This window comes from Mycoplasma miroungirhinis (genome assembly GCF_013008815.1).
Lineage (GTDB): Bacteria > Bacillota_I > Bacilli_A > Mycoplasmatales > Metamycoplasmataceae > Metamycoplasma > Metamycoplasma miroungirhinis.
Map to the genome: position 1 here is coordinate 522,320 of NZ_CP053097.1, position 20,512 is coordinate 542,831.

The window sequence follows — 20,512 nt, forward strand, 5'->3', positions numbered from 1 at the left end:
TTTGTTACTTTATTACCTTGTGCTCTTATCATAAGAAATACCAGAAGCTGCAGGAGCAGCTGAACGTTTGGAAGTTGCAATCATTATAATTAGTGTTAAAATGAATGGAATTAATGATAATAAATCGCTATATTTCCCCAAAGTATCTGGTTGTATAAAAGGTAATGTTAAACTTAATGCTCTTAAAAAACTAAATACAAGTACACTTAATGTAATTCAAGGGATACGTCATTGACCCATTATCATAATTGCTAATGCTAAATATCCTAATCCTCCAACTTCACCTTTAAATGATGTAGGACCAGATTGAGCAAAGAATGCACCAGCTATTCCTGATAAAAATCCACTTATTAATATTCCTTGTCATTTGTAAGATATAACATTAACACCAGCAACATCAGCTGCTTGTGGATTTTCACCTATACTTCTTAATCTTAAACCTCATGAGGTATATCTTACTAATATAAATGCTAAGATAATAATAACAATTGTTAATATTAATCTAAAAGATAAAATATTTTTATATGAAGTATCTGAACTTAATGCTAATTCTTTAACATCAAAAGAAATATTTTTTGATCCTCCTCCATATGTATAAAGAAGAATAATAGCAATCCCAAATGCTAACATATTAATTGCAAAACCACTAATTGTTTGATCTGTTTTTAATTTAATTGATGCAAATCCATGTAATGAAGCAAATAATGCTCCAAATATTCCAGAAAGTGGTATTAAAATTAATTGAAATCATTTTGAAGCTGATTGACCTAAATAATAACCGAACACTAAATAAGAAATAGCACCAATTATCATCATTCCATTAATTCCGATGTTAATAGTTCCTGTTCTTTCACTAAACATTCCACCTAAACTAGCTAATGATAAAATACAAAATGAAAGAATAAAATAATATACAAGAATTTCCATACTATTTTGCTCCTTTTATTTTTTTGATTTTAAACATTTGAGAAAGTTTAGCATTAAATACTTCTAAAAGTTCATTATGTTTAAATTCTGTTGTTTTTTTGAATTCATTTTGATGACTAATTTTTAAACTTTTATGTAAATTCTTTTTATTTTTATAATTATAAAAACCTAAATTATCTAATTGAATATTTAATTCCGTTTTTAATGCTGAAAGTTTAGCATAGTATTGTAATTTTTCATCATCAGTATAATTTTGTATTTTTGTAAATAATAAATTATTAATTTTTTTATTAATAGTTTTTTTAGTTTCTAGAAATGCTTTTTTATTATCTTTATGTTCTTGTTTAGCTTTTTTTAGATCTTCAATTTTAGATTTATTTAATTGAGAAAGTTTGATTTTATATTTTTTATAAGATTCTTTTCATTCTTTATCTAAATGTAATAAGAAAAATCTTCTAATTAAATATATTGGTCTAAAACTATTAAACATAATGCTTAATGCAGCCATAAAAATGATTAAACCAGTAACCATATACATACTTTCACCATTAAGATCAATTAAGAATAAAGAAGTTTGACCATTTTTTAGTACTGCATAAAATAAACTTGTAAATATAATTCCAATAGGTGCATTTAAAGCTAGTAAACTTATTGCAATAGTATCAAAGCCAATATTTAGTGGAATTGTTAAATCTACCATTTTACTTTGTAAAATAATATAATAAATAAATCCAGCTAAACCACTTAAAGCTCCTGATATTGTTAAAACTGAAATTACAATTGTTTTTTCATTAATACCTGAATATTTTGCATTAGATTTTGACAATCCAACCATTTTTACTTTATAACCGATTGTTGTTTTTGAAAAAATAAATCATAATATTAAAGCTATAAATATACCTAATATAAGTGTAGCAGTGATGAATGCTATTTTATTATCTTCTGATATTTTAATCGATTGAGTTCCATCACCTGTATTTAATAAAAACTGTTTAGAAATAATAGGATCTGATCATATTGCGTTATTAACTCAATTAAAAATATACACACATAAATAAACAACTATTCAGTTTAAAAGAATTGTTGAAATAACTTCATGTACATTGAAAAATGCTTTTAATAATCCTGCTATCATTGCAAGTAATGCACCTGAAATTGTGCTTATTAACATCAATAATACTAATGAACCTTTTGAAAGATCTTCTCTAGGATCCATTGCTTTATAAATTACTAAAAAGCTTATTAAAGATCCAAACATCATTTGTCCAGATACACCAATATTAAAGTATCCAGATTTAAATCCTAATCCTACTCCAAGGCTTCCTAATAAAAATATTGCTAAATAACCAATTAAAAACTTATCTCCGTATAAACCCTTTGAGAAAATTATATTGAAAAATTCTACTGGATTTTTGTTTGAAGTTGCAACAAAAATCATACTAATTACAATTCCAAAAACAATTGCTCATATACTACTTGCAACTTTTCTTAAAGATGATTTTTGTTGTTCCATTCTTATAAAAACTGAGGCATTTTTAACAATATTTTGTAATTTCAAAATAAAATTATTCATTATTTCACCTCATTTTCTTTTTTAAATGAATCTGACATATATAGTCCGATTTCTTGTCTAGTTATTTCATTAACTGAACATTGTTTTACTATTTCACCTTTATTTACAATGGCTATTGTGTCTGCTAAAGCTAAAATTTCATCTAATTCATAACTTATTAATAAAATGGCATTACCATTTGCTTTTTCTTTTAATAATTTTTCATGAATATTTTTTATAGCTCCAACGTCAAGTCCTCTAGTAGGTTGCATAATTACAATTAAATCGTGATCATGTGACATTTCTCTACCAACTATGAATTTTTGTTGATTTCCACCTGACATACTACGAGCTAAACTCACTCCATCTCTTGCACCACGAACATCATAATCTTCAAGGATTTTTTGAGTTTTATTTAAAATATTTTTATTTTTAAACATTCCAAATTTTTGATATGTTTTATCTCATAATCTTCTTAATACAAGATTCATTTTTACATTGTAATCTAATACTAAACCATGAGCATGTCTATCTGTTGGAACATATGAAAGATTTAATTTTGATCTTTTAAAAATATTTAAATTAGTAATATCAATAAATTCTTTTGTTTGCACTAAACAAAATGAACCTTTTTTATCTTCACCGTATGTTTTTAAAATTTCAATATTATCGTAATTTTTCTTTTTATAAATCTTTTTTAATTTAGTGTCAATGTCAAAATCATTATCATTTGATTGTTTGTACACTTTAAATGTATTTGTAATGGTATAAAATTTTATATTACCAGTTACTGGTTTTAATAACCCACTTAATAAATACTCAATTTGAGTTTGTCCATTACCTTCAATACCAGCAATTGCTAAAATTTCACCTTTATGAACTTTTAAATTGATATTTTTTAGTGTTTTAGCACCTTTGGTATTAACATTGTTAATTTCTAATATAATATGGTCTTTATCAAAATTATTGTTAGTGTTTTTAATATCTTGTAATTCTCCACCAACCATAGCTTGCGCTAATTGTTCAATTGATGTTTCTCTAACATCACAATTTAAAACAACTTCACCATGTCTTATAACAGTTGCAGTGTCTGCAACTTCTTTTACTTCTTTTAATTTATGAGAAATAAAAATAATTGTTTTTCCTTGTTCTCTAAAAAGTTTCATAGTTTCTAATAAACCGCTAATTTCATCATCAGTTAAAACAGCAGTGGGTTCATCAAAAATTAATATATCATTATCACGATATAACATTTTCATAATTTCAACTTTTTGTTGAACAGGAATAGATGATTTTCCACTTAATGCATCTAGATTAAAATTTAAATTAAATTTCTTTTGGATAATTTCGATTTTTTCACGAGATTTATTTTTATGAATTAAACCATTTTTATTTCGAAATTCTGCTCCCAAAATAATATTTTCTAAATTAGAATAGATTTTTACCAATTTAAAATGTTGGTGTACCATTCCTATTCCCAGATTATTAGCCATATTAGGATTTTGAATATTAACATATTCTTCATTAATTTTTATTAATCCTTTTGTTGGTTCATACAGTCCAAATAAAATAGACATAAGTGTAGATTTACCAGCACCATTCTCACCAATTAGAGCATGAATAGTACCTTTTTTAACTTTAAAACTTATGTCTTTATTTGCTATTATACCTGGAAATTCTTTAGTTATATTTTCAAATTCAATAGCGTACATAATATTATGCGTTTACTAAGTCAACTAATTTATTTAATCTTGCTTGCAATGAAGTAATATCTTCACCAGTTTTTTCTGCTTTTGATGAACTTACATATATTTTATCTTCATTAGATAATTTTTTAAATTCTGATAATGCTTCATTTAATGCATTTTGTGCTAATTCAGTGTTTTCTGTAGTGTCTAATTTAGCTTTTGCAACACCTGTTCAGTTTTCAGCAATATTTCCTTTATTATGTCCACTTGTTTTTCCTAGTTCAAAACCATGTAATTTTTCACTATTTTTAGAATATAATCCTTCTAAAACATCATAAACTGATTGACCAATTCCTTTTGTAATTGATGTAAAGAAATGATCTTTTCTTTTTGAAACAACGTTGGTTTGATCAACATCAACACCAATAATGTATTGTTTATCAGTTATATTATCTACAACTGTTAATGTCGCAGGTCCTGCAACAGGTAATACGATTGTAGGAACTTTATTACCTTTTCCTTTAAGTGCTGATTGAATATGTGTTAACATTTTGTCCCCTTGTACAAAACCAGTTTGTAAATAAACTTTTTCGACATCTGAATATACTGTATGTTTAGTTTTTGTTTCAGGATGCATTTGATTTCAAGCTAAAATTCCTTTTAAATATCCTTCATTAAAATCAGTAACACCAGGGAATGCTCCACCACCAAATGATAATACTAATCTTTTTTCTTCAGACATTGTAGATAAGAATTTAGCTGATGCATATCCTGCTACTCAACCACTTTCTTTTGTATTATATTCTAAAGAAATTGAATAACCTTCTGGAATACCTGGGTCTATTACTTTATTTTCAGAATCAACATTTGGTTGACTTGCGTTAAAGTCAACTGCAATAATTACAATTCCTTTGTTCATCATTTCTTCTTTATGGTCATTGTAGAATTTTTTAATTGCATTGGTATGCTTGAATCCAACAGTTATTCAATATTTAAAGTCATTTTTTAAGGCTTCATTATAAACTTTTTCATACTCACTTTCTGAGTTTGGAATAACGTGTGTTGCTTTATCTAAACCTAAATCTTTTGATATTTGTTCTAAACCTTCAAAAGCTGATTGGTTAAATGATAAGTCATCTACGTGACCTGCATCAGTTATAACAATTGATTTTTTAGATTTTTCTTCTTTATCAATTTGTACATTTTCTGAACTCTTAATATCTGATATTTTAATTTTTTCAGTTGTACATGATGCTGCTATTACTGGAACAGACAATAAAGTTACTCCAATACTTAACATAGCAAAACTAAATAATATTTTTTTAGATTTTTTCATAAGTTAATTTCCTTTTATTTACTAATAAATATTTATATTTATAATTATTTATTATTATTATATTACATTTTTAACTTTTTTAAAGCACAAACCAAACTGCTAATTATGTTAATGATGTGACAACATTAGCTCCATCATTTATTAAATTATTAATTATATTATCATTGTCATTATCAACATTAGGAAATGCACATACATCTTTACCTAAATCTAAAAAAGCATCTATTAATTTAAAAAAGGATTTACTTTTGTAAAGAGAATATAAAATTAACTTATCACTTAATGCAGCTAATAAACGATAAGTTGAAATATCACTATTATTAGAATTTTCATTTTTAGTTAAATATTCACTAATTACTAAGAAATTATTTTGGTAATTTTTTAATTCTGGATAAATACTAAAAACATTATCAACTCCATCTGAAGATATAAAAATAATTTTTTTATTGTAATTTAAAAATAATAATGCTATTTTTATTTCTAAATTACTTTTACCTTGAATAACTAAAACACTTTCATTTGTTTTTTTAAATCATTCTAAAACGCTATATTCTATTAATTTAGCAGTATTTTTTGTTAAATAATTACCTGAAAGTGTAATTTTATCTTTAATATTTAATAATTTTAAATTACCTTTATAAAAAAGACAAAAGGGTGGCTTAAAAATATTTTTAAAAAATTCAGGATACTCTTTATCTAAAATTGTGATGTAATTTATCTCTTTAGTTTTTAAAATATTTTCAAGTTTATAAATGTTATCTATATTAAGAGTTTTAGGGTCGTTTAAATCTTTTAAAATTTTATCTCAATTACCATTATATTTATAAGTTAAGTATAATAAAAATATGTTCATAATTATCTCCTATTTATATAAGTAATTTTTTTCAATAAAAAATAAAAAATTTCAAAATATTTTCTAAAATATTACAATATATAATTATGAATTTAAAATTAAAACAAAAATTAGAAATTAATAACTGAAAAGAGTTTTGAGTCCCCAAAGACATGAAAATGATTCTAAAACTAACTTTTCCTATTTTTATACAAATTTTAATTAATGTTATTGCAACTATAGTTGGTTCATTAAGTGTTAATTGATATTTAAAAGTAACTCATGAATCAGGACAAGTTGTAGGAACTTATTTTTATGCTTTAGCTAAAGTTATTTTAGTTTATAACTTAATATCTTTTATTCCTACATTAGTTTCTAGTGGAGTTTTAATTATTTGTAGTAATTTAATAGGACAAAATCGTCATCATGAACTACCTAAAATTATTTGAACAGGTGTTTATGTGAATTTAATTATTGCTTTAGTATTTTTTATTTCTATGTGATTTGCTTCGCCTCTTTTATTAGCAGCAATGGGTTCAAAAAGTTCAATTATAATATATGGTCAAAATCATCAAATTTTACATAATAATGAGTTAGAATTTACTACTAAATATTTAAGATATATGTTATTTTGATTGTTTTTTTATTCAATTGCACAAGTATTTGCAGCGGGATTACAAGCAATTAAGAAAAATAATATAGCAGTGATGGGTGCTATTATTGGTAATTTTTGTGCGGTTGTATGAATGTATGTTTTATTATATGGTTATAGTCAGTATAATCCAATTTATTTAACTGCTTTTGATTACACACTAGGAGCTATTATACAACTATTAATAAATTATATTTTTTGTCATTTTTTCATTTTTAAAAAATACAAAACTAAAATTAAAGATACTTTTAAATGAGATTATGTTAAAAAAACTTTAGTGTTAGGAACGCCAATTTCACTTGAATATGGTGTTTGGACTATTAGTCAATTTTTAATTAGTAGTGCAATAAGTACTGGTGGTTTAGGTGATCAATATATTGGAATGTATCGAGCAATAATTATGATTACTGGTATAACTACTGCTTTTAATACCGCACTTGGAGCTGTTACTAACGTATTAATTGGTATTGAAATTGGAAAAGATGATAAAAAAAGAGCATATAATTTAGCCTGACAATTATTTGTTATAGGTTTATATTTTTCGCTTTTAAGTGGTGCAATTTTAATATCTTTAACTTATCCATTATTAAAACTATATCAAATGGATACTGCAATAATTAATAAAATCGGTTATTGAATTATGTTTTTTAGTGTTTTAAAAATTATAGTAGATACTGCTAATTTAACTATTTTAAGAGCTTTATGAAGTGCAAATGACATATGAATAACTATTTTGATTAGTTTAATTACTATGATGGTTATTCAAGTGTCACTTGTACACATTATTTTAGATCTTTGATATAAAAATAATAGTGCATCAATTACTGCACCACTAGTATTTTCAGTTGTCTTTTTATCATTAATAGCAGATCCTGGTTTAAGATCAATTATTTATATAAAAAGATGAATTAATAAAACATGACATAAGTATGCTAAAAAATTCTAAAAATGGTATAATAATATAGTTAAAAATATGAAAAATGGTAGCCCGAAAATGGGCTTTTTTAATGGAAGGAGTAATTATGTATGGAATTGTATTCTATCTAAAAAAAGATGTACTAAAAGAAGAATATGGTACTGAAGATTATCATGCAGCATACGAAGAAATACGTGCTATTTTAAGACATTATGGCTTCCATTGATTATCAAATAGTTTTTATTATTCACGAAATATTAATAATTTAGCAAATATTTATCGTGCAATTAGAATATTAAAAACCAAAGAATGATTTAAAAAATCTCTTGTGAGTTTTAATGTGTTTAAAATGCAAGATATGAGTGATTTTACACAATTAATTCAAGATGATTGAACCCCTTCAAATCCATTAATGTCATAATCAAGCTTATGTTTGATTTTTTATTAAAAAACACAAATTATAACGATTTGTGTCTTATTTTATTGTTTGATTGTGTAATTATGTTCGTTGTTTTTATTATCATTTATAAGAACAGTTTTTAAATCAATATTATTTACATCTAATACTGTTTTTGGATTAGTTGTTGGTTCTTTTGGATCTAATGAATTGTTTGCAAATTGTGTTAATGTTTTTGGTAATAATAATTCTGAAATATTGTTCTCAGATAATGAAAAATCATTAACTTTGGTTACATTACTTAAATCTACATTTTTTAAATTATTATGATAAAAAACAAAGCTATTTAATACTTTTAAGTTTTTAGATAATGTTAAATTTTCAATTTTATTATTTGCAAATGCAGATACTCCTAAATTAGAAACTGAATCAGGTAAAATTAATTCACTGATATTATTATCTGCAAAAGCTTTTTCTTTAATTGATTTTAGTTTAGTAGTTTTTGAAAAATCAACAACTTCAAGACCTAAACTATAAAATGCACCTTCTTCAATAATTTCAAGAGTTTCAGGAAAAATAACTTTTTTAATAATAATTGTTTTTTCTTCATTATCATAAACTTGTTTTCTAAATTCTTCATTAGTAATAAAAATATTTTTTAATGCTTGTTTACTAAAACTTCCTGCTCTTATATTTTGTAATTTAGTAGAAGATAAATCTAAAATCTTAGTTTGAGGATTGTAAAAAAGATTTGCCTTATCACTATTTACTTGGAAATAATTATTTGCTACGTTATTTGAATTTTCAACTTGTTGACCACATGAAATTGCGATAATAGGTAATGAAAAAGTTGTTAATAAACTTAATGAAAATAATAATTTTGTTCTTTTTGTATTCATAATTAAAATTTTACCATAAAACAAATTATTAATACTTAGATGTTATATTTTGTAATTAAATAACTTTTTGTACAATTTAATATAATTTAATTATGGATTTTCAAACAAAAAAATTTATTTTACATAGTGATTTTAAACCAACAGGAGACCAACCAGAGGCAATTGAAAAATTAGTTCAAGGTTTAAATAATAACAAAAAAGAACAAGTACTTTTAGGTGTTACTGGTAGTGGTAAAACCTTTACAATTGCAAATGTAATTGCAAAAATTAATCGTCCTTCTTTAGTTTTAAGTCATAATAAAACATTAGCAAGTCAACTATATCAAGAATTAAAAGCATTTTTTCCTGAAAATAGAGTTGAATATTTTGTATCATATTTTGATTATTATCGACCAGAAGCTTATTTACCTGCTAAAGATGTTTTTATTGATAAAACATCCAAAAATAATAAAGAATTAGAAGCAATGAGACAAAGAACTATTAATGCTTTAAGTTTAAGGAGAGATACTATAGTTGTTGGATCAGTTGCAAGTATTTATGGTGCTTTTAATCCTACTGAATATCGTAATTCATTTTTGCCAATTGAACTAAATATGCAATTTGATCGTCGAGATTTTATGATTAAACTGATTCAAATTGGTTATAAAAGAAATCAACTTGCATTAGACCGTGGTGATTTTTGAACCAAAGGTGATATTTTCGAAATAGCTCCTTCTTGAACTGAAGAATTTAACATCAGAATTGATTTTTTTGATACAGAAATTGAAAAAATCGCTACTATTAATCCAATTACTAAAAATATAATTCAAACATTTAAAACATATACAATTTTACCTGCAAGTGCATATGCGACTAATCCAGATACAAATAAAAGAGTTATTGCTTTAATTGAGCTAGAACTAGAAAAACAACTGCAAAAATTCGAAAAAGAAAACAAATTACTTGAATATCAAAGACTAAAAGAAAGAATTAAAAACGACATTGATTCATTATCTGAATTTGGTTATGTAAATGGAATTGAAAACTATTCACGTTATATAGATAATCGTGATGAAGGTCAAAAACCTTATACACTAATTGATTATTTACCTAAAGATGCAGTTATTTTTATTGATGAATCGCATATGATGATTCCGCAATTAAATGGAATGTATAATGGCGATCGTTCTCGAAAAGAAACACTAGTTGAATATGGTTTTAGATTACCAAGTGCACTTGATAATCGACCTTTAAAATTTTATGAATTTGAAGAATATGATTTTCAAAAAATTTTTATTTCTGCAACACCAGGAGAATATGAAATCAAAAAAACAGATGGAGAGTTAATTACTCAATTTATTCGACCAACTGGTTTATTAGATCCAATCATTGAAATTCATCCGATTGAAAATCAAATTGAAAAAATCTTTGATGAATTAAAAAAACAAAAAGAACAAAATGATAGAACTTTAATTCTAACTACTACAAAAAGAAATGCAGAGGAATTATCAAAATATTTAACTTCTAAAAAAGTTAAAACTGCATATATTCATTCGGAATTTAACACATTTGAAAGAAATACTATTTTAAGAAAATTAAGAAAAGGTATTTATGATGTAGTGATTGGAATTAATTTAATTCGTGAAGGAATAGATTTACCTGAAGTGTCTTTAATTTGTGTACTTGATGCAGATAAAGATGGATTAATGCGTAATACTACGAGTTTAATTCAAATAGTTGGTAGAGCAGCTAGAAATGATCGTGGTAGAGTGATCTTTTTTGCTGATAAAATGTCTAAAAGTATGCAAGAAACTATTGTAGATAATCAAATGAAAAGACAAATCCAACAAGAATATAATAAAAAACATCATATCATTCCTAAAACAATTATAAAACCTGTCAATGAAGCAATTGAAAATGAAAAATTACTTGAAGAAATTGAAGATACCTTTACTCAAAATAATATTTCTAAAAAAACAAAAGAAAAGAAAATGTTTGATGTTTTAAGAAAAGAAATGAAAGAAGCATCTCAAAAAATGGACTTTGAAAAAGCTGCACAATTAAGAGATATGATTTTAGAACTAGGTGGAACATTAGAATAAAAAAATCTTCAATTTTTAATTTTTTTAGTTTTTAACATTTTTTATGTTGATATAATTAAAGTATAAAAAACATAATAAAGGAAGAATAATGAAAAAAATTATTGTAGTAGGATTAGGAAATGTAGCTTATACATTTGTTAATATTTCAATCGCAAGAGGAACTCAAGCAGAATGAGTTTTTGTAGATAAAAATAATGATGTTGCAGAAGCACATGCACACGACTTTGAAGATATGGTTTCTTTAATGCCAAGAAATAACTCAACATTTAGAACAGGAACTTTAGCAGACGCTAAAGGAGCTGACATCGCAGTTATTACAGCATCAATACCAATGAAAAACTTAGTAGATCGTTTAGCACTTGCTGCTGAAAATGCTAAATTAATGAAATCATTTGGTGAAGGACTAAAAGCAGCTAACTTTAAAGGAACAGTTATCGTTGCAAGTAACCCATGTGATGTTATGGCTGCTTGCATTCACTATACAACTGGATTACCTTACAAAAAAATTATTTCAACTGGAACATATTTAGATTCAGGAAGATTTAAAAAATTCGTAGCACAAAAACTAAATGTATCACCAGATTCAATTCATGGTTATGTATTAGGAGAACATGGAAAAACAGCAATGATTGCTTGATCAAACGTTGAAGTTGGAAATGTTCCATTCAAACACTTGTTAAAAGCTAAAAAATTCACAACAGCTGATATGACAGACATTTTAGAAAAAACAATCGCTGAAGGATTATTCATTTACAACCGTAAAGGAAATACTCAATTCGGAATTGGAACAGCTATTTTTGAAATAATGGATGCTGTATTAAAAAACAAACGTCAAGTTATGAACGTTGGGGTTAAATTACCACGTGGATACTACAAAGCAGGAATTTATTCAACAATTCCAGTTATCGTTGGAGAAAACGGGTATGAATACTTACCAGGTAAACTAAATATGACTAAAGAAGAATGAGCAGCATTTAATAGTTCATCAGATACTTTAGCAAAAACTACAAAAGAATCATTAGATTTAGTTGGATACCCAATCGACTTTGAATAATAAAAAAACAAAAATTCAACACGATGTTGAATTTTTGTTTCACTTCTTTAGTTTATTTCATCATTTTTAACTTCAATAAATACTTTATATTGGTTTGCATTAATTAATATATATTGATCCTCTTGAATGGTTTGAGACATAATTTCATATGCAATTAAATTTTCAATTTCATTTTGAATATATCTTTTAATTGGTCTTGCACCATATTCTGAATTATAAGCTTTAGATGATACTAAATTAATGACACTATCAGTAAATTCTATTTTTAGATTTAATTGTTTTTGTAATCTAGTTTGTAATTTTTGAAGTTCTAATTTAGTAATTTCTTTGATCACATCTTCAGATAATTTATTAAACATTACAATTTCATCAATCCGATTAATAAATTCTGGTTTAAAGAATTTTAATAATTCTCTCTTGATTTGCTCTTGATTTGGTGAATCTTGATTAATTAAAGATGAACCTATATTAGTTGTCATTATTATAATTGTATTTTTAAAATTTATATGTCTTCCTCGGCTATCAGTTAAAGCACCATTATCTAAAATTTGTAACAAAATATTTAAAACATCGGGATGAGCTTTTTCTGCTTCATCAAACAAAATAATAGAATAAGGATTTTGACGAATTTTTTCAGTTAATTGTCCACCTTGTTCAAATCCTATGTAACCTGGAGGAGATCCAATTAGTTTTGAAACAGAATGTTTTTCCATAAATTCTGACATATCTAATCTAATTAAATGATCATCATTATCAAATAAATTATTTGCAAGTGCTCTTGCTAATTCTGTTTTTCCTGTACCTGTTGAGCCTAAAAATAAAAAACTACCAATAGGGTGACGAGGATCTGAAACACCTGCTTTTGCACGTAAAATAACTTTAGAAATTTTTTCAATTGCTTCGTTTTGTCCTTTAATTCTATTTTTTAAACTATCAGATAAAGTTAATATTTTATTTTTTTGAGTTTGAAGTAATTTATTTACTGGTATATTTGTTCATTTTGAAACAATTGTGGCAATTTCTTCTTCATCAATATCTTCTTTTATTAATCTTTGTTCAAAATTATTAATTTCAGTTTCTGATTGTTTTAATTTTTTTTCTAAATTAGGAATATCTGAATATAAAACCTTTGCGGCTTCAGTATAATTACCCTCATTTTGTAAAATTGTTAACTTATTTTTAAGTTGATCAATTTGGTCTTTGTAATTAGAAATTTGATTAATTAATGTTTTTTCTTTTTCTCATTGATTTTTTAAAACATCAGATTCATTTTTTAAAGTTTCTAATGTTTTATTATTTTCAAGTATTTTTTCTTGAATGCTTTGATTTTGTTTTTCATTTTTAAGTGCTGCATTTTCTACTTCTAAACGAGCTATTTTTTGCATTATTTTATCAAGTTCTTCTGGTTGACTATTTATTTCTGTTTTAATAGTTGAAGCAGCTTCATCGATTAAATCAATTGCTTTATCAGGTAAAAAACGATCGCTTATATATCTAGCACTTAAATTAGCAGCTGAAACTAAAGCTCCATCAGTAATTTTTACACCATGAAAAGTTTCATAACGTTCTTTTATACCTCTTAAAATTGTTATTGTATCTTCAATACTAGGTTCAAATACATTAACTTTTTGCATTCTTCTTTCTAAAGCAGGATCAGATTCAATATATTGACGATATTCATCTAAAGTAGTTGCTCCAATTAAATGTAAGGCACCTCGAGCCATTAAAGGTTTAAACATATTTGCTGCATCCATTGTAGAATTAGATGAATTTTTACCTGTTCCAACTAACATATGAATTTCATCAATAAATAAAATAATTTTCCCATTACTTTCTTCAACAATTTTCATTAACTGTTTAATCCTTTGTTCAAATTGTCCTTGATACATTGCACCTGCAATCATTGAAGCTAAATCAATTTCTCATAATTCCTTATTAATAAGTTCATCAGGTACTTGTTTTTCAACAATTTTTCGTGCTAAACCTTCTACAATAGCAGTTTTACCTGTTCCTGGTTCTCCTACTAATACTGGATTATTTTTAGTTTTTCTACTTAAAATTCTAATAAGTCTTCTTATTTCATCATCACGATTAATAACAGGTTCTAACTTATTTTCTTTTGCAAGTTCAATTAAATTTCTTCCATATTCTTTTAAAGGATCTTTATTATCATTTGGTTGTCAATTTATATCCATAATTTCTCCTTTCATAATAATTGTATCACTTTTTTAGCACTCGGGCTAAAAGAGTGCTAAATTTTAAAATTTAATTTGCATGTACTAAAAACTAGATTGAAAAAATGGTCGATAATGTGATATAATCAAGATATAAATATAAAAAATTTCCATAATTAGTTATGGAATAGAAAGGACAAAGCATGAATAAATTTATGCAAAAATTTTCCGCTAAAAGCGAAAATACAAAGTTTTTACATGGTTTATTACTATGAGCTTTTATTTCAATCGGGTACCTAGCATTTATTGCTAACTGAGGTTTTGCCGTTGGATTAAATGGTACTGGAATAAAAAATGGTGTAACTGATAGTGGTGTTCTTGGACACTTTGAAATTGTAAATAATTCTAGTTTTCAATTGATAAGTCAAGCTACAAACTGAGGTATTACCATTGGTCGTGGTATTGGTTCAATTCTTGTTGCATTTTTATTAGTTAAATTCTTCCATAAATATGCAACAATTATAGCTCTTGGATTAACTTTATTTGGAATTCCTGCTCAATACTTCCCAGTAGGACAAACTGGATATTGATTCTTTATAGTATTTAGAACAATTATGGCTATTGGTGGTACAATGTTAATCATTTTAACTCAACCAGTAGTTGCTAACTTCTTTAACAAAAAACAAAAATCTGTTGTTTCACAATTTGGTGTATGATTCTACCCATTAGGTACAATTATCTCAATAATACCTTTTGTTTTCGTAGCTAATACTGCAGCAATAAGAGAAAATTGACAAATAGTTTATACTGTTTTAGCAGCTTTAAATGCACTTCCATTATTAGTTATGGTAATTTTTGGATCAAAATTTGATGTTAAAACAAAAGAACAAAGAGCACAAGAACCTAAAGTTAATAACTTTGGTATTTTAAAAGGTTACTTAAAAACTAAATCAACATATGTATGAATTTTACTATATGGTGGTTTCTTAATTGCTGTTGTTTTCCCAACAATTTTATCAACTAATTTATTCCCAACATTAGCGGGAATAGATAGAAATGCACTATTATTTGGTGATTTAAATAATGGTTTTGATGCAACTAAAATTATTAGAATTTGATTTATAATTTTCTTAGCTGCTGTTTTTGTAGGTCCTATAAGTGTTGGGCTATGATCAAAATACAATTTAAAACGTAGATGATTTATTACTGTTGCTTTAGCAACTGGTGTAATTTCATATCTATTATCAATGATAATATTCGTATATGGTGTTGCAAAAAGTAATGGTGTTGCACTTGCATTCTTCTTTGTATTTGCATTTCTTTCAGGATTATCTCTATGAGGTATTCAAGGTGTTACATTAAACTTACCACATGAATATAAAGATAATAACCCTAAAACTATTGGTTGAATGTTTGCTTTAATTTGAGGATTTGGATATATATTCTTTACAATTGGACTAATAATCATTGGACTTGTTAAAATCATTGGAGATTCTGCTGGTGCTAGCGCATTAACAATCGCAATAATACAATTTGTATTAACAATTTTATTCTCAGCAATTTCAGTAGTTGGTGCATTAATGATTAAAGAACCTTCTTCAGATTCAGAAACATTCCCTAAATGAATGAAATCAATTAAATGTTTATGCAAATGTAAAAACAAAAACAAACCAGAAATAGAATAAAAATCAAAATTAACATCCTCGTGGTGTTAATTTTTTAAACTTAAAATTTTTACTATTAATTTATAATTTTTTTTATAGTGCTATAATCAATAAAGGTTAAAAATTAACCTTTATAAATATGAAAAAAATTAAAGCAGAACATTTTACAAATTATGAAATAATAACTTCTATAATACATTCCTTTTTATTTTTAATTTTTACACTTATTTCTATTGTAAATTTATCACTTTTTTGAGGCTATTTAGTTGGTTTAATAAATTTCATAATTTTAACTTTATACCAACAAAAAATCATTCAATTAGTGTTTAAAAAAAGAAATATAAGTGTTTTTAAAATAATATTATTGCATTTTTCGAAGTTATTAATAGTTGCTGCTTTTTTATGTTATTTATTCTTTTTTAACAAACTATTTTTAGTACATAAAATTCCAGGAAGTGATGGTTCATTGTATCCGATTAACATAATTACTTATTGTGTTTCTTTTTTACCATCTACATTAACTAGATTATGAACTTCAATAGTAAAATCTAAATTAGAAATTAGAAAGGAAATAAATGGATAGATTATTTGGTCATTCAAATTTGAATGACAGATCTGCATGAGGTAATAGTGAATTTTCACAAAATCCATTGGTAAGTTTAGTTCTTTTAACAATTATGATTACTCTTATGGCTATTGCATTATTTATAGTTATTAAAAGATCTAAAACACATATTGCACCACCAAAAATTGTAGTGGTTGTTGAACAATATGTAATGTTTATTGATGATTTAACAAACACCTCATCAGAAGGAAGATTAGATAAAACCGCTCCTTATTTCTTTAGCTTATTTACTTTTTTAAGTTTTGGAAATGCATTAAGTATTTTCGGTCTTGCACCAATTGCAAACAGTTTAACTTTTGTTTTTAGTGTAACAGCTATAACTTGAATAGGAACGATTTTTGTAGGAATATTATTTCAAAAATGACAATATATTAAGGAATGATTAAATCCTATGGATTGAATTGGAAAGTTATCACCACTTTTAAGTCTTAGTTTCCGTATGTTTGGAAATATTACTGGAGGTACACTTCTAATCATTCTTTTAGAAGCATTATTAAATTATATTTGGAGAGCTATTTTTGGTCTTAATGGAACTGAAAATATAGCACAAATTAACATTATTTCTATCTTATTATTACCATGATTAAGCTTATATTTTGATATTTTTGATAGTGTATTACAAGCTTTTGTTTTTGTCATATTATCACTAAGTTATTGGTCACTTTCTGCCAAAATAACACAAAAAGAAAAATCAAAAGAAATAGTCATAAATAAGATGAAAAATATCATTACTAATTAAAGGAGAAAATATGAATACAGATATTATTACAAGTGCTTACAATGCAAGTAATGTTACAAACCAATCAACAGGATTAGCATATGGACTTGCTTTAGTGGGAGCAGGATTAGCTATGATCGGAGCTGGAGGAGCTGGAATTGGTCAAGGAATAACAGTTGGAAAAACTGTTGAAGCTATTGGTAGAAACCCAGAAGTCAGATCAAGATTACTTACTACCATGTTTATTGGTCTTTCTGTTATTGAAACCTGTGCTATTTATTGTCTAGTTATTTCATTCTTAATTATTTTCGTTTAATTTTATGGATAAAATTACTATTTTAAGTGAAAAAAGTGAAGGTGTTACATCAGAATTAAACAAAGTTTTTAATAACTTTGCTTGACAATGACCTTACTTTATTTTCACAATTGTTTCTTTATTAATAACAGTATTGGTTTTAACTTTTTTAGTTTATAAACCAGTAAAAAAGATGTTGAATAATAGACAAAACTATATTCAACAAAACATAGATGATTCAGTTAAAGCAAAGGAAAAAGCTTTAGAACTACAAATAAAAGCTAATGAAGCTTTAGTTGAAACTTATAAAAAAGCGGACCAAATGATTCACGATGCTAAAAAAGATGGTGAAAAAATTATTGATTCTGCGACAATGACAGCAAATAAAAAAGCACATGGAATGATAGAGCAAACTAATAATTCCATTTCAAAAAGTTGAAAGAAATTTGAACAACAACAAAAGAAAATAATTGTTGAGAATGCAATAGAAATTGCAAAAAAAATCATTGGTAGAGAAATAAAAGACCCAGAAAATCAAAAAATGATTGAACAATTGCTAGAAGAGGTTAAATAATTATGAATAATGAAGTAATTTATAATTATGGACTTGCAATGTTTGAACTAGCAAAAGAAGAAAACCAAATTGATATTTTTTATGATCAATTAAATGATATTGAAAAATCATTAGAAGAAGAACAAGGATTTTTAAAAGTTTTAAATTCATATTCATTAGACAATGAAATAAAATACAAACTAATTGATGAAGTATTTGGAGATTTTAATCAACAAATTATAAACTTTTTAAAAGTATCTTCAAAAAACCACGTAGTAAATAAAATTATAAATATTATTAATGCTTATAAAGCAATATACTATGATACAAAAAAAATTAAAATTGGTTATATATACACTTCACAATCTATTTCATTAGAACAAATCAATGAACTGCAAAAAGCTTATTCACATAAATATCAAATTAACTTAAAACTTAAAAATAGAATTGATCCTAAGCTTTTAGGAGGAATTAAAATTGTGATCGATGATATTGTTGTTGATAATACAATTTTAAATCAAATTGAAAAGTTAAAAGAATCAATTTTAAATGATTAATATAATAAATTAAGGAGGATAATATGTCATTAAAACCAAACGATTTAAGTTTAATCATTAAAAAACAAATTAAAAACTTTTCAAAACAAATTTCCACTGATGAAGTTGGAGAAGTTGTCACACTAGGAGATGGTATTGCATTAGTTAGTGGTTTAGATAACGCAAAATTAGGTGAATTAGTTGATTTTGGTCACAATATATTTGGAATGGTTTTAAATTTAGAAGAAGAATTAGTCGGTGTTGTTATTATGGAAGATGATAAAAACATCTCAGAAGGTACAGTTGTAAAAACAACAAACCATGTTATCTCAACACCTGTTGGTGATGAACTTTTAGGAAGAGTAGTAGATGCACTAGGAAATCCAATTGATGGAAAAGGGGAAATAAGTGCAAAAAGATACTCAGAAATTTTTAAAGTCGCACCCGGAATAATGACAAGAAAATCAGTTGATCAACCTCTTGAAACAGGTATTTTAGCAATTGATGCAATGGTACCTATTGGAAGAGGGCAACGTGAACTTATTATCGGTGATAGACAAACCGGAAAAACTGCAATAGCAATTGATACTATTATTAATCAAAAAGGAAAAGGTATCTACTGTATTTATGTTGCCATTGGTCAAAAAAACTCAACTGTTTCACAAATTGTTGAAAACTTAAAAGAAAATGATGCATTAGAATATACAACTATTATTAATGCAAGTGCATCAGAAAAAGCACCATTACAATATATAGCACCTTATACTGGAATTACTATTGCAGAAGAATGAATGTCAAAAGGTAAAGATGTTTTAATTATTTATGATGATTTATCAAAACATGCTGTAGCTTATCGGACATTATCTTTACTTTTAAGAAGACCTCCTGGACGTGAAGCTTATCCTGGTGATGTTTTCTATTTACACTCTCAACTTTTAGAACGTTCAGCTAGATTAAATGAAGAACACGGTGGTGGATCTTGTACTGCACTACCAATTATTGAAACTCAATCAGGTGATATTTCAGCTTATATTCCTACTAACGTAATTTCTATTACTGATGGTCAAATCTTTACTAAAGAATCATTATTTAATAGTGGACAAAGACCAGCGGTGGATGTTGGATTTAGTGTTAGTCGGGTGGGTGGTAGCGCTCAAATTAAAGCTATGAAACAAGTATCTAGTTCTTTAAAATTAGAATTAGCTCAATACAATGAAATGTTAGCTTTTGCACAATTTGGAAGTGATTTAGATGAAACCACCCAAAGAATATTAGAGCATGGTGCAAAAGTATATGAATTTTTAAAACAACCTCAATACTCACCATATTCACAAGTATTTCAATCAATTATGTTATTTTGTATTAAACACAAATTAACTAACCCATTACCAAAAGAATATATTCAAGATTTTAAAAATGATTTACAAACATTTTTTAAACAAGATAAAGCAGCAATCAATTTATTAATTAAATTAACTGAAAAACATGCCTATGATCAAAATATTGAAAAAGAATTAATGACATTATTAAAAGAATTTATTATGTCATTTATTAAAAAAATTCCTAACTATGATCCAAAAGCACATCCAAGTTTTATTAAAGGTGCACAATAG

General features: G+C 25.7%; 18 protein-coding genes. 11 read left to right on the top strand and 7 right to left on the bottom strand.

The genetic code is table 4. The features are described from left to right. Positions 1-12: 12 nt before the first annotated feature. The 5 genes from HLA92_RS02195 to HLA92_RS02215 form a co-directional block, all read right to left on the bottom strand. Entirely contained in the window at positions 13-927 is a 915-nt protein-coding gene (locus tag HLA92_RS02195) for an ABC transporter permease (protein WP_171113107.1), read from the bottom strand. 1 nt (position 928) lies between these two features. Further along, positions 929-2,500, bottom strand: coding sequence for an ABC transporter permease (locus HLA92_RS02200; protein ID WP_171113109.1), 1,572 nt, complete (start codon positions 2,498-2,500; stop codon positions 929-931). After that, entirely contained in the window at positions 2,500-4,191 is a 1,692-nt protein-coding gene (locus HLA92_RS02205; protein WP_171113111.1) for an ABC transporter ATP-binding protein, read from the bottom strand. Before HLA92_RS02205 ends, HLA92_RS02200 begins: the two co-directional genes overlap by 1 nt. Before the next feature lie 4 nt (positions 4,192-4,195). Beyond that, positions 4,196-5,503, bottom strand: a complete 1,308-nt coding sequence (locus HLA92_RS02210; RefSeq protein WP_171113113.1) for a BMP family ABC transporter substrate-binding protein — start codon at positions 5,501-5,503, stop codon at positions 4,196-4,198. 103 nt (positions 5,504-5,606) lie between these two features. Further along, on the bottom strand, positions 5,607-6,356 hold the full coding sequence (locus HLA92_RS02215) for a DNA-processing protein DprA (RefSeq protein WP_171113116.1): 750 nt from the start codon (positions 6,354-6,356) through the stop codon (positions 5,607-5,609). A gap of 86 nt (positions 6,357-6,442) precedes the next feature. Between HLA92_RS02215 and HLA92_RS02220 the strand changes: the two genes are divergently transcribed. Further along, positions 6,443-7,933 (top strand): MATE family efflux transporter, encoded by a 1,491-nt coding sequence (locus tag HLA92_RS02220; RefSeq protein WP_171113118.1) that lies wholly within the window; start codon positions 6,443-6,445, stop codon positions 7,931-7,933. A gap of 76 nt (positions 7,934-8,009) precedes the next feature. Next, a complete protein-coding gene (locus HLA92_RS02225) occupies positions 8,010-8,324 on the top strand; it encodes a virulence protein (protein ID WP_171113120.1) in 315 nt (104 codons plus the stop codon). 59 nt (positions 8,325-8,383) lie between these two features. Here the strand turns inward: HLA92_RS02225 and HLA92_RS02230 are convergent, their stop codons facing one another. Then, the gene (locus tag HLA92_RS02230; RefSeq protein WP_171113553.1) at positions 8,384-9,199 is read right to left on the bottom strand and encodes a leucine-rich repeat domain-containing protein; all 816 of its coding nucleotides are present in this window, start codon (positions 9,197-9,199) and stop codon (positions 8,384-8,386) included. A 92-nt stretch (positions 9,200-9,291) separates the two neighbouring features. Between HLA92_RS02230 and uvrB the strand changes: the two genes are divergently transcribed. Both uvrB and HLA92_RS02240 read left to right on the top strand, forming a co-directional pair. Then, positions 9,292-11,280 (top strand): excinuclease ABC subunit UvrB, encoded by a 1,989-nt coding sequence (uvrB, locus tag HLA92_RS02235; protein WP_171113122.1) that lies wholly within the window; start codon positions 9,292-9,294, stop codon positions 11,278-11,280. A gap of 88 nt (positions 11,281-11,368) precedes the next feature. After that, positions 11,369-12,334 carry a lactate/malate family dehydrogenase gene (locus tag HLA92_RS02240; RefSeq protein WP_171113124.1) on the top strand — a complete coding sequence of 322 codons (966 nt, stop codon included), beginning with the start codon at positions 11,369-11,371 and terminating at the stop codon, positions 12,332-12,334. A 47-nt stretch (positions 12,335-12,381) separates the two neighbouring features. On the opposite strand, the gene HLA92_RS02245 is transcribed toward HLA92_RS02240, so the two are convergent. Further along, on the bottom strand, positions 12,382-14,529 hold the full coding sequence (locus tag HLA92_RS02245) for an ATP-dependent Clp protease ATP-binding subunit (protein ID WP_171113126.1): 2,148 nt from the start codon (positions 14,527-14,529) through the stop codon (positions 12,382-12,384). A gap of 182 nt (positions 14,530-14,711) precedes the next feature. On the opposite strand from HLA92_RS02245, the gene HLA92_RS02250 reads away from it, so the two are divergent. From HLA92_RS02250 to atpA, 7 genes are all read left to right on the top strand, one after another. Beyond that, positions 14,712-16,193: a hexose phosphate transporter gene (locus HLA92_RS02250; RefSeq protein WP_237023521.1), complete on the top strand. Its 1,482-nt coding sequence runs from the start codon at positions 14,712-14,714 to the stop codon at positions 16,191-16,193. A gap of 118 nt (positions 16,194-16,311) precedes the next feature. Further along, entirely contained in the window at positions 16,312-16,755 is a 444-nt protein-coding gene (locus HLA92_RS02255) for a hypothetical protein (RefSeq protein ID WP_171113128.1), read from the top strand. Then, positions 16,748-17,536 (top strand): F0F1 ATP synthase subunit A, encoded by a 789-nt coding sequence (locus HLA92_RS02260; protein ID WP_171113130.1) that lies wholly within the window; start codon positions 16,748-16,750, stop codon positions 17,534-17,536. Before HLA92_RS02255 ends, HLA92_RS02260 begins: the two co-directional genes overlap by 8 nt. Positions 17,537-17,546: 10 nt before the next feature. Beyond that, positions 17,547-17,831, top strand: a complete 285-nt coding sequence (gene atpE, locus HLA92_RS02265) for an ATP synthase F0 subunit C (protein ID WP_171113132.1) — start codon at positions 17,547-17,549, stop codon at positions 17,829-17,831. 4 nt (positions 17,832-17,835) lie between these two features. Further along, a complete protein-coding gene (gene atpF / locus HLA92_RS02270) occupies positions 17,836-18,384 on the top strand; it encodes a F0F1 ATP synthase subunit B (RefSeq protein ID WP_171113134.1) in 549 nt (182 codons plus the stop codon). 2 nt (positions 18,385-18,386) lie between these two features. Continuing rightward, positions 18,387-18,920 carry a F0F1 ATP synthase subunit delta gene (locus HLA92_RS02275; protein ID WP_171113136.1) on the top strand — a complete coding sequence of 178 codons (534 nt, stop codon included), beginning with the start codon at positions 18,387-18,389 and terminating at the stop codon, positions 18,918-18,920. A gap of 23 nt (positions 18,921-18,943) precedes the next feature. Then, positions 18,944-20,512 (top strand): F0F1 ATP synthase subunit alpha, encoded by a 1,569-nt coding sequence (gene atpA / locus HLA92_RS02280; RefSeq protein ID WP_171113137.1) that lies wholly within the window; start codon positions 18,944-18,946, stop codon positions 20,510-20,512.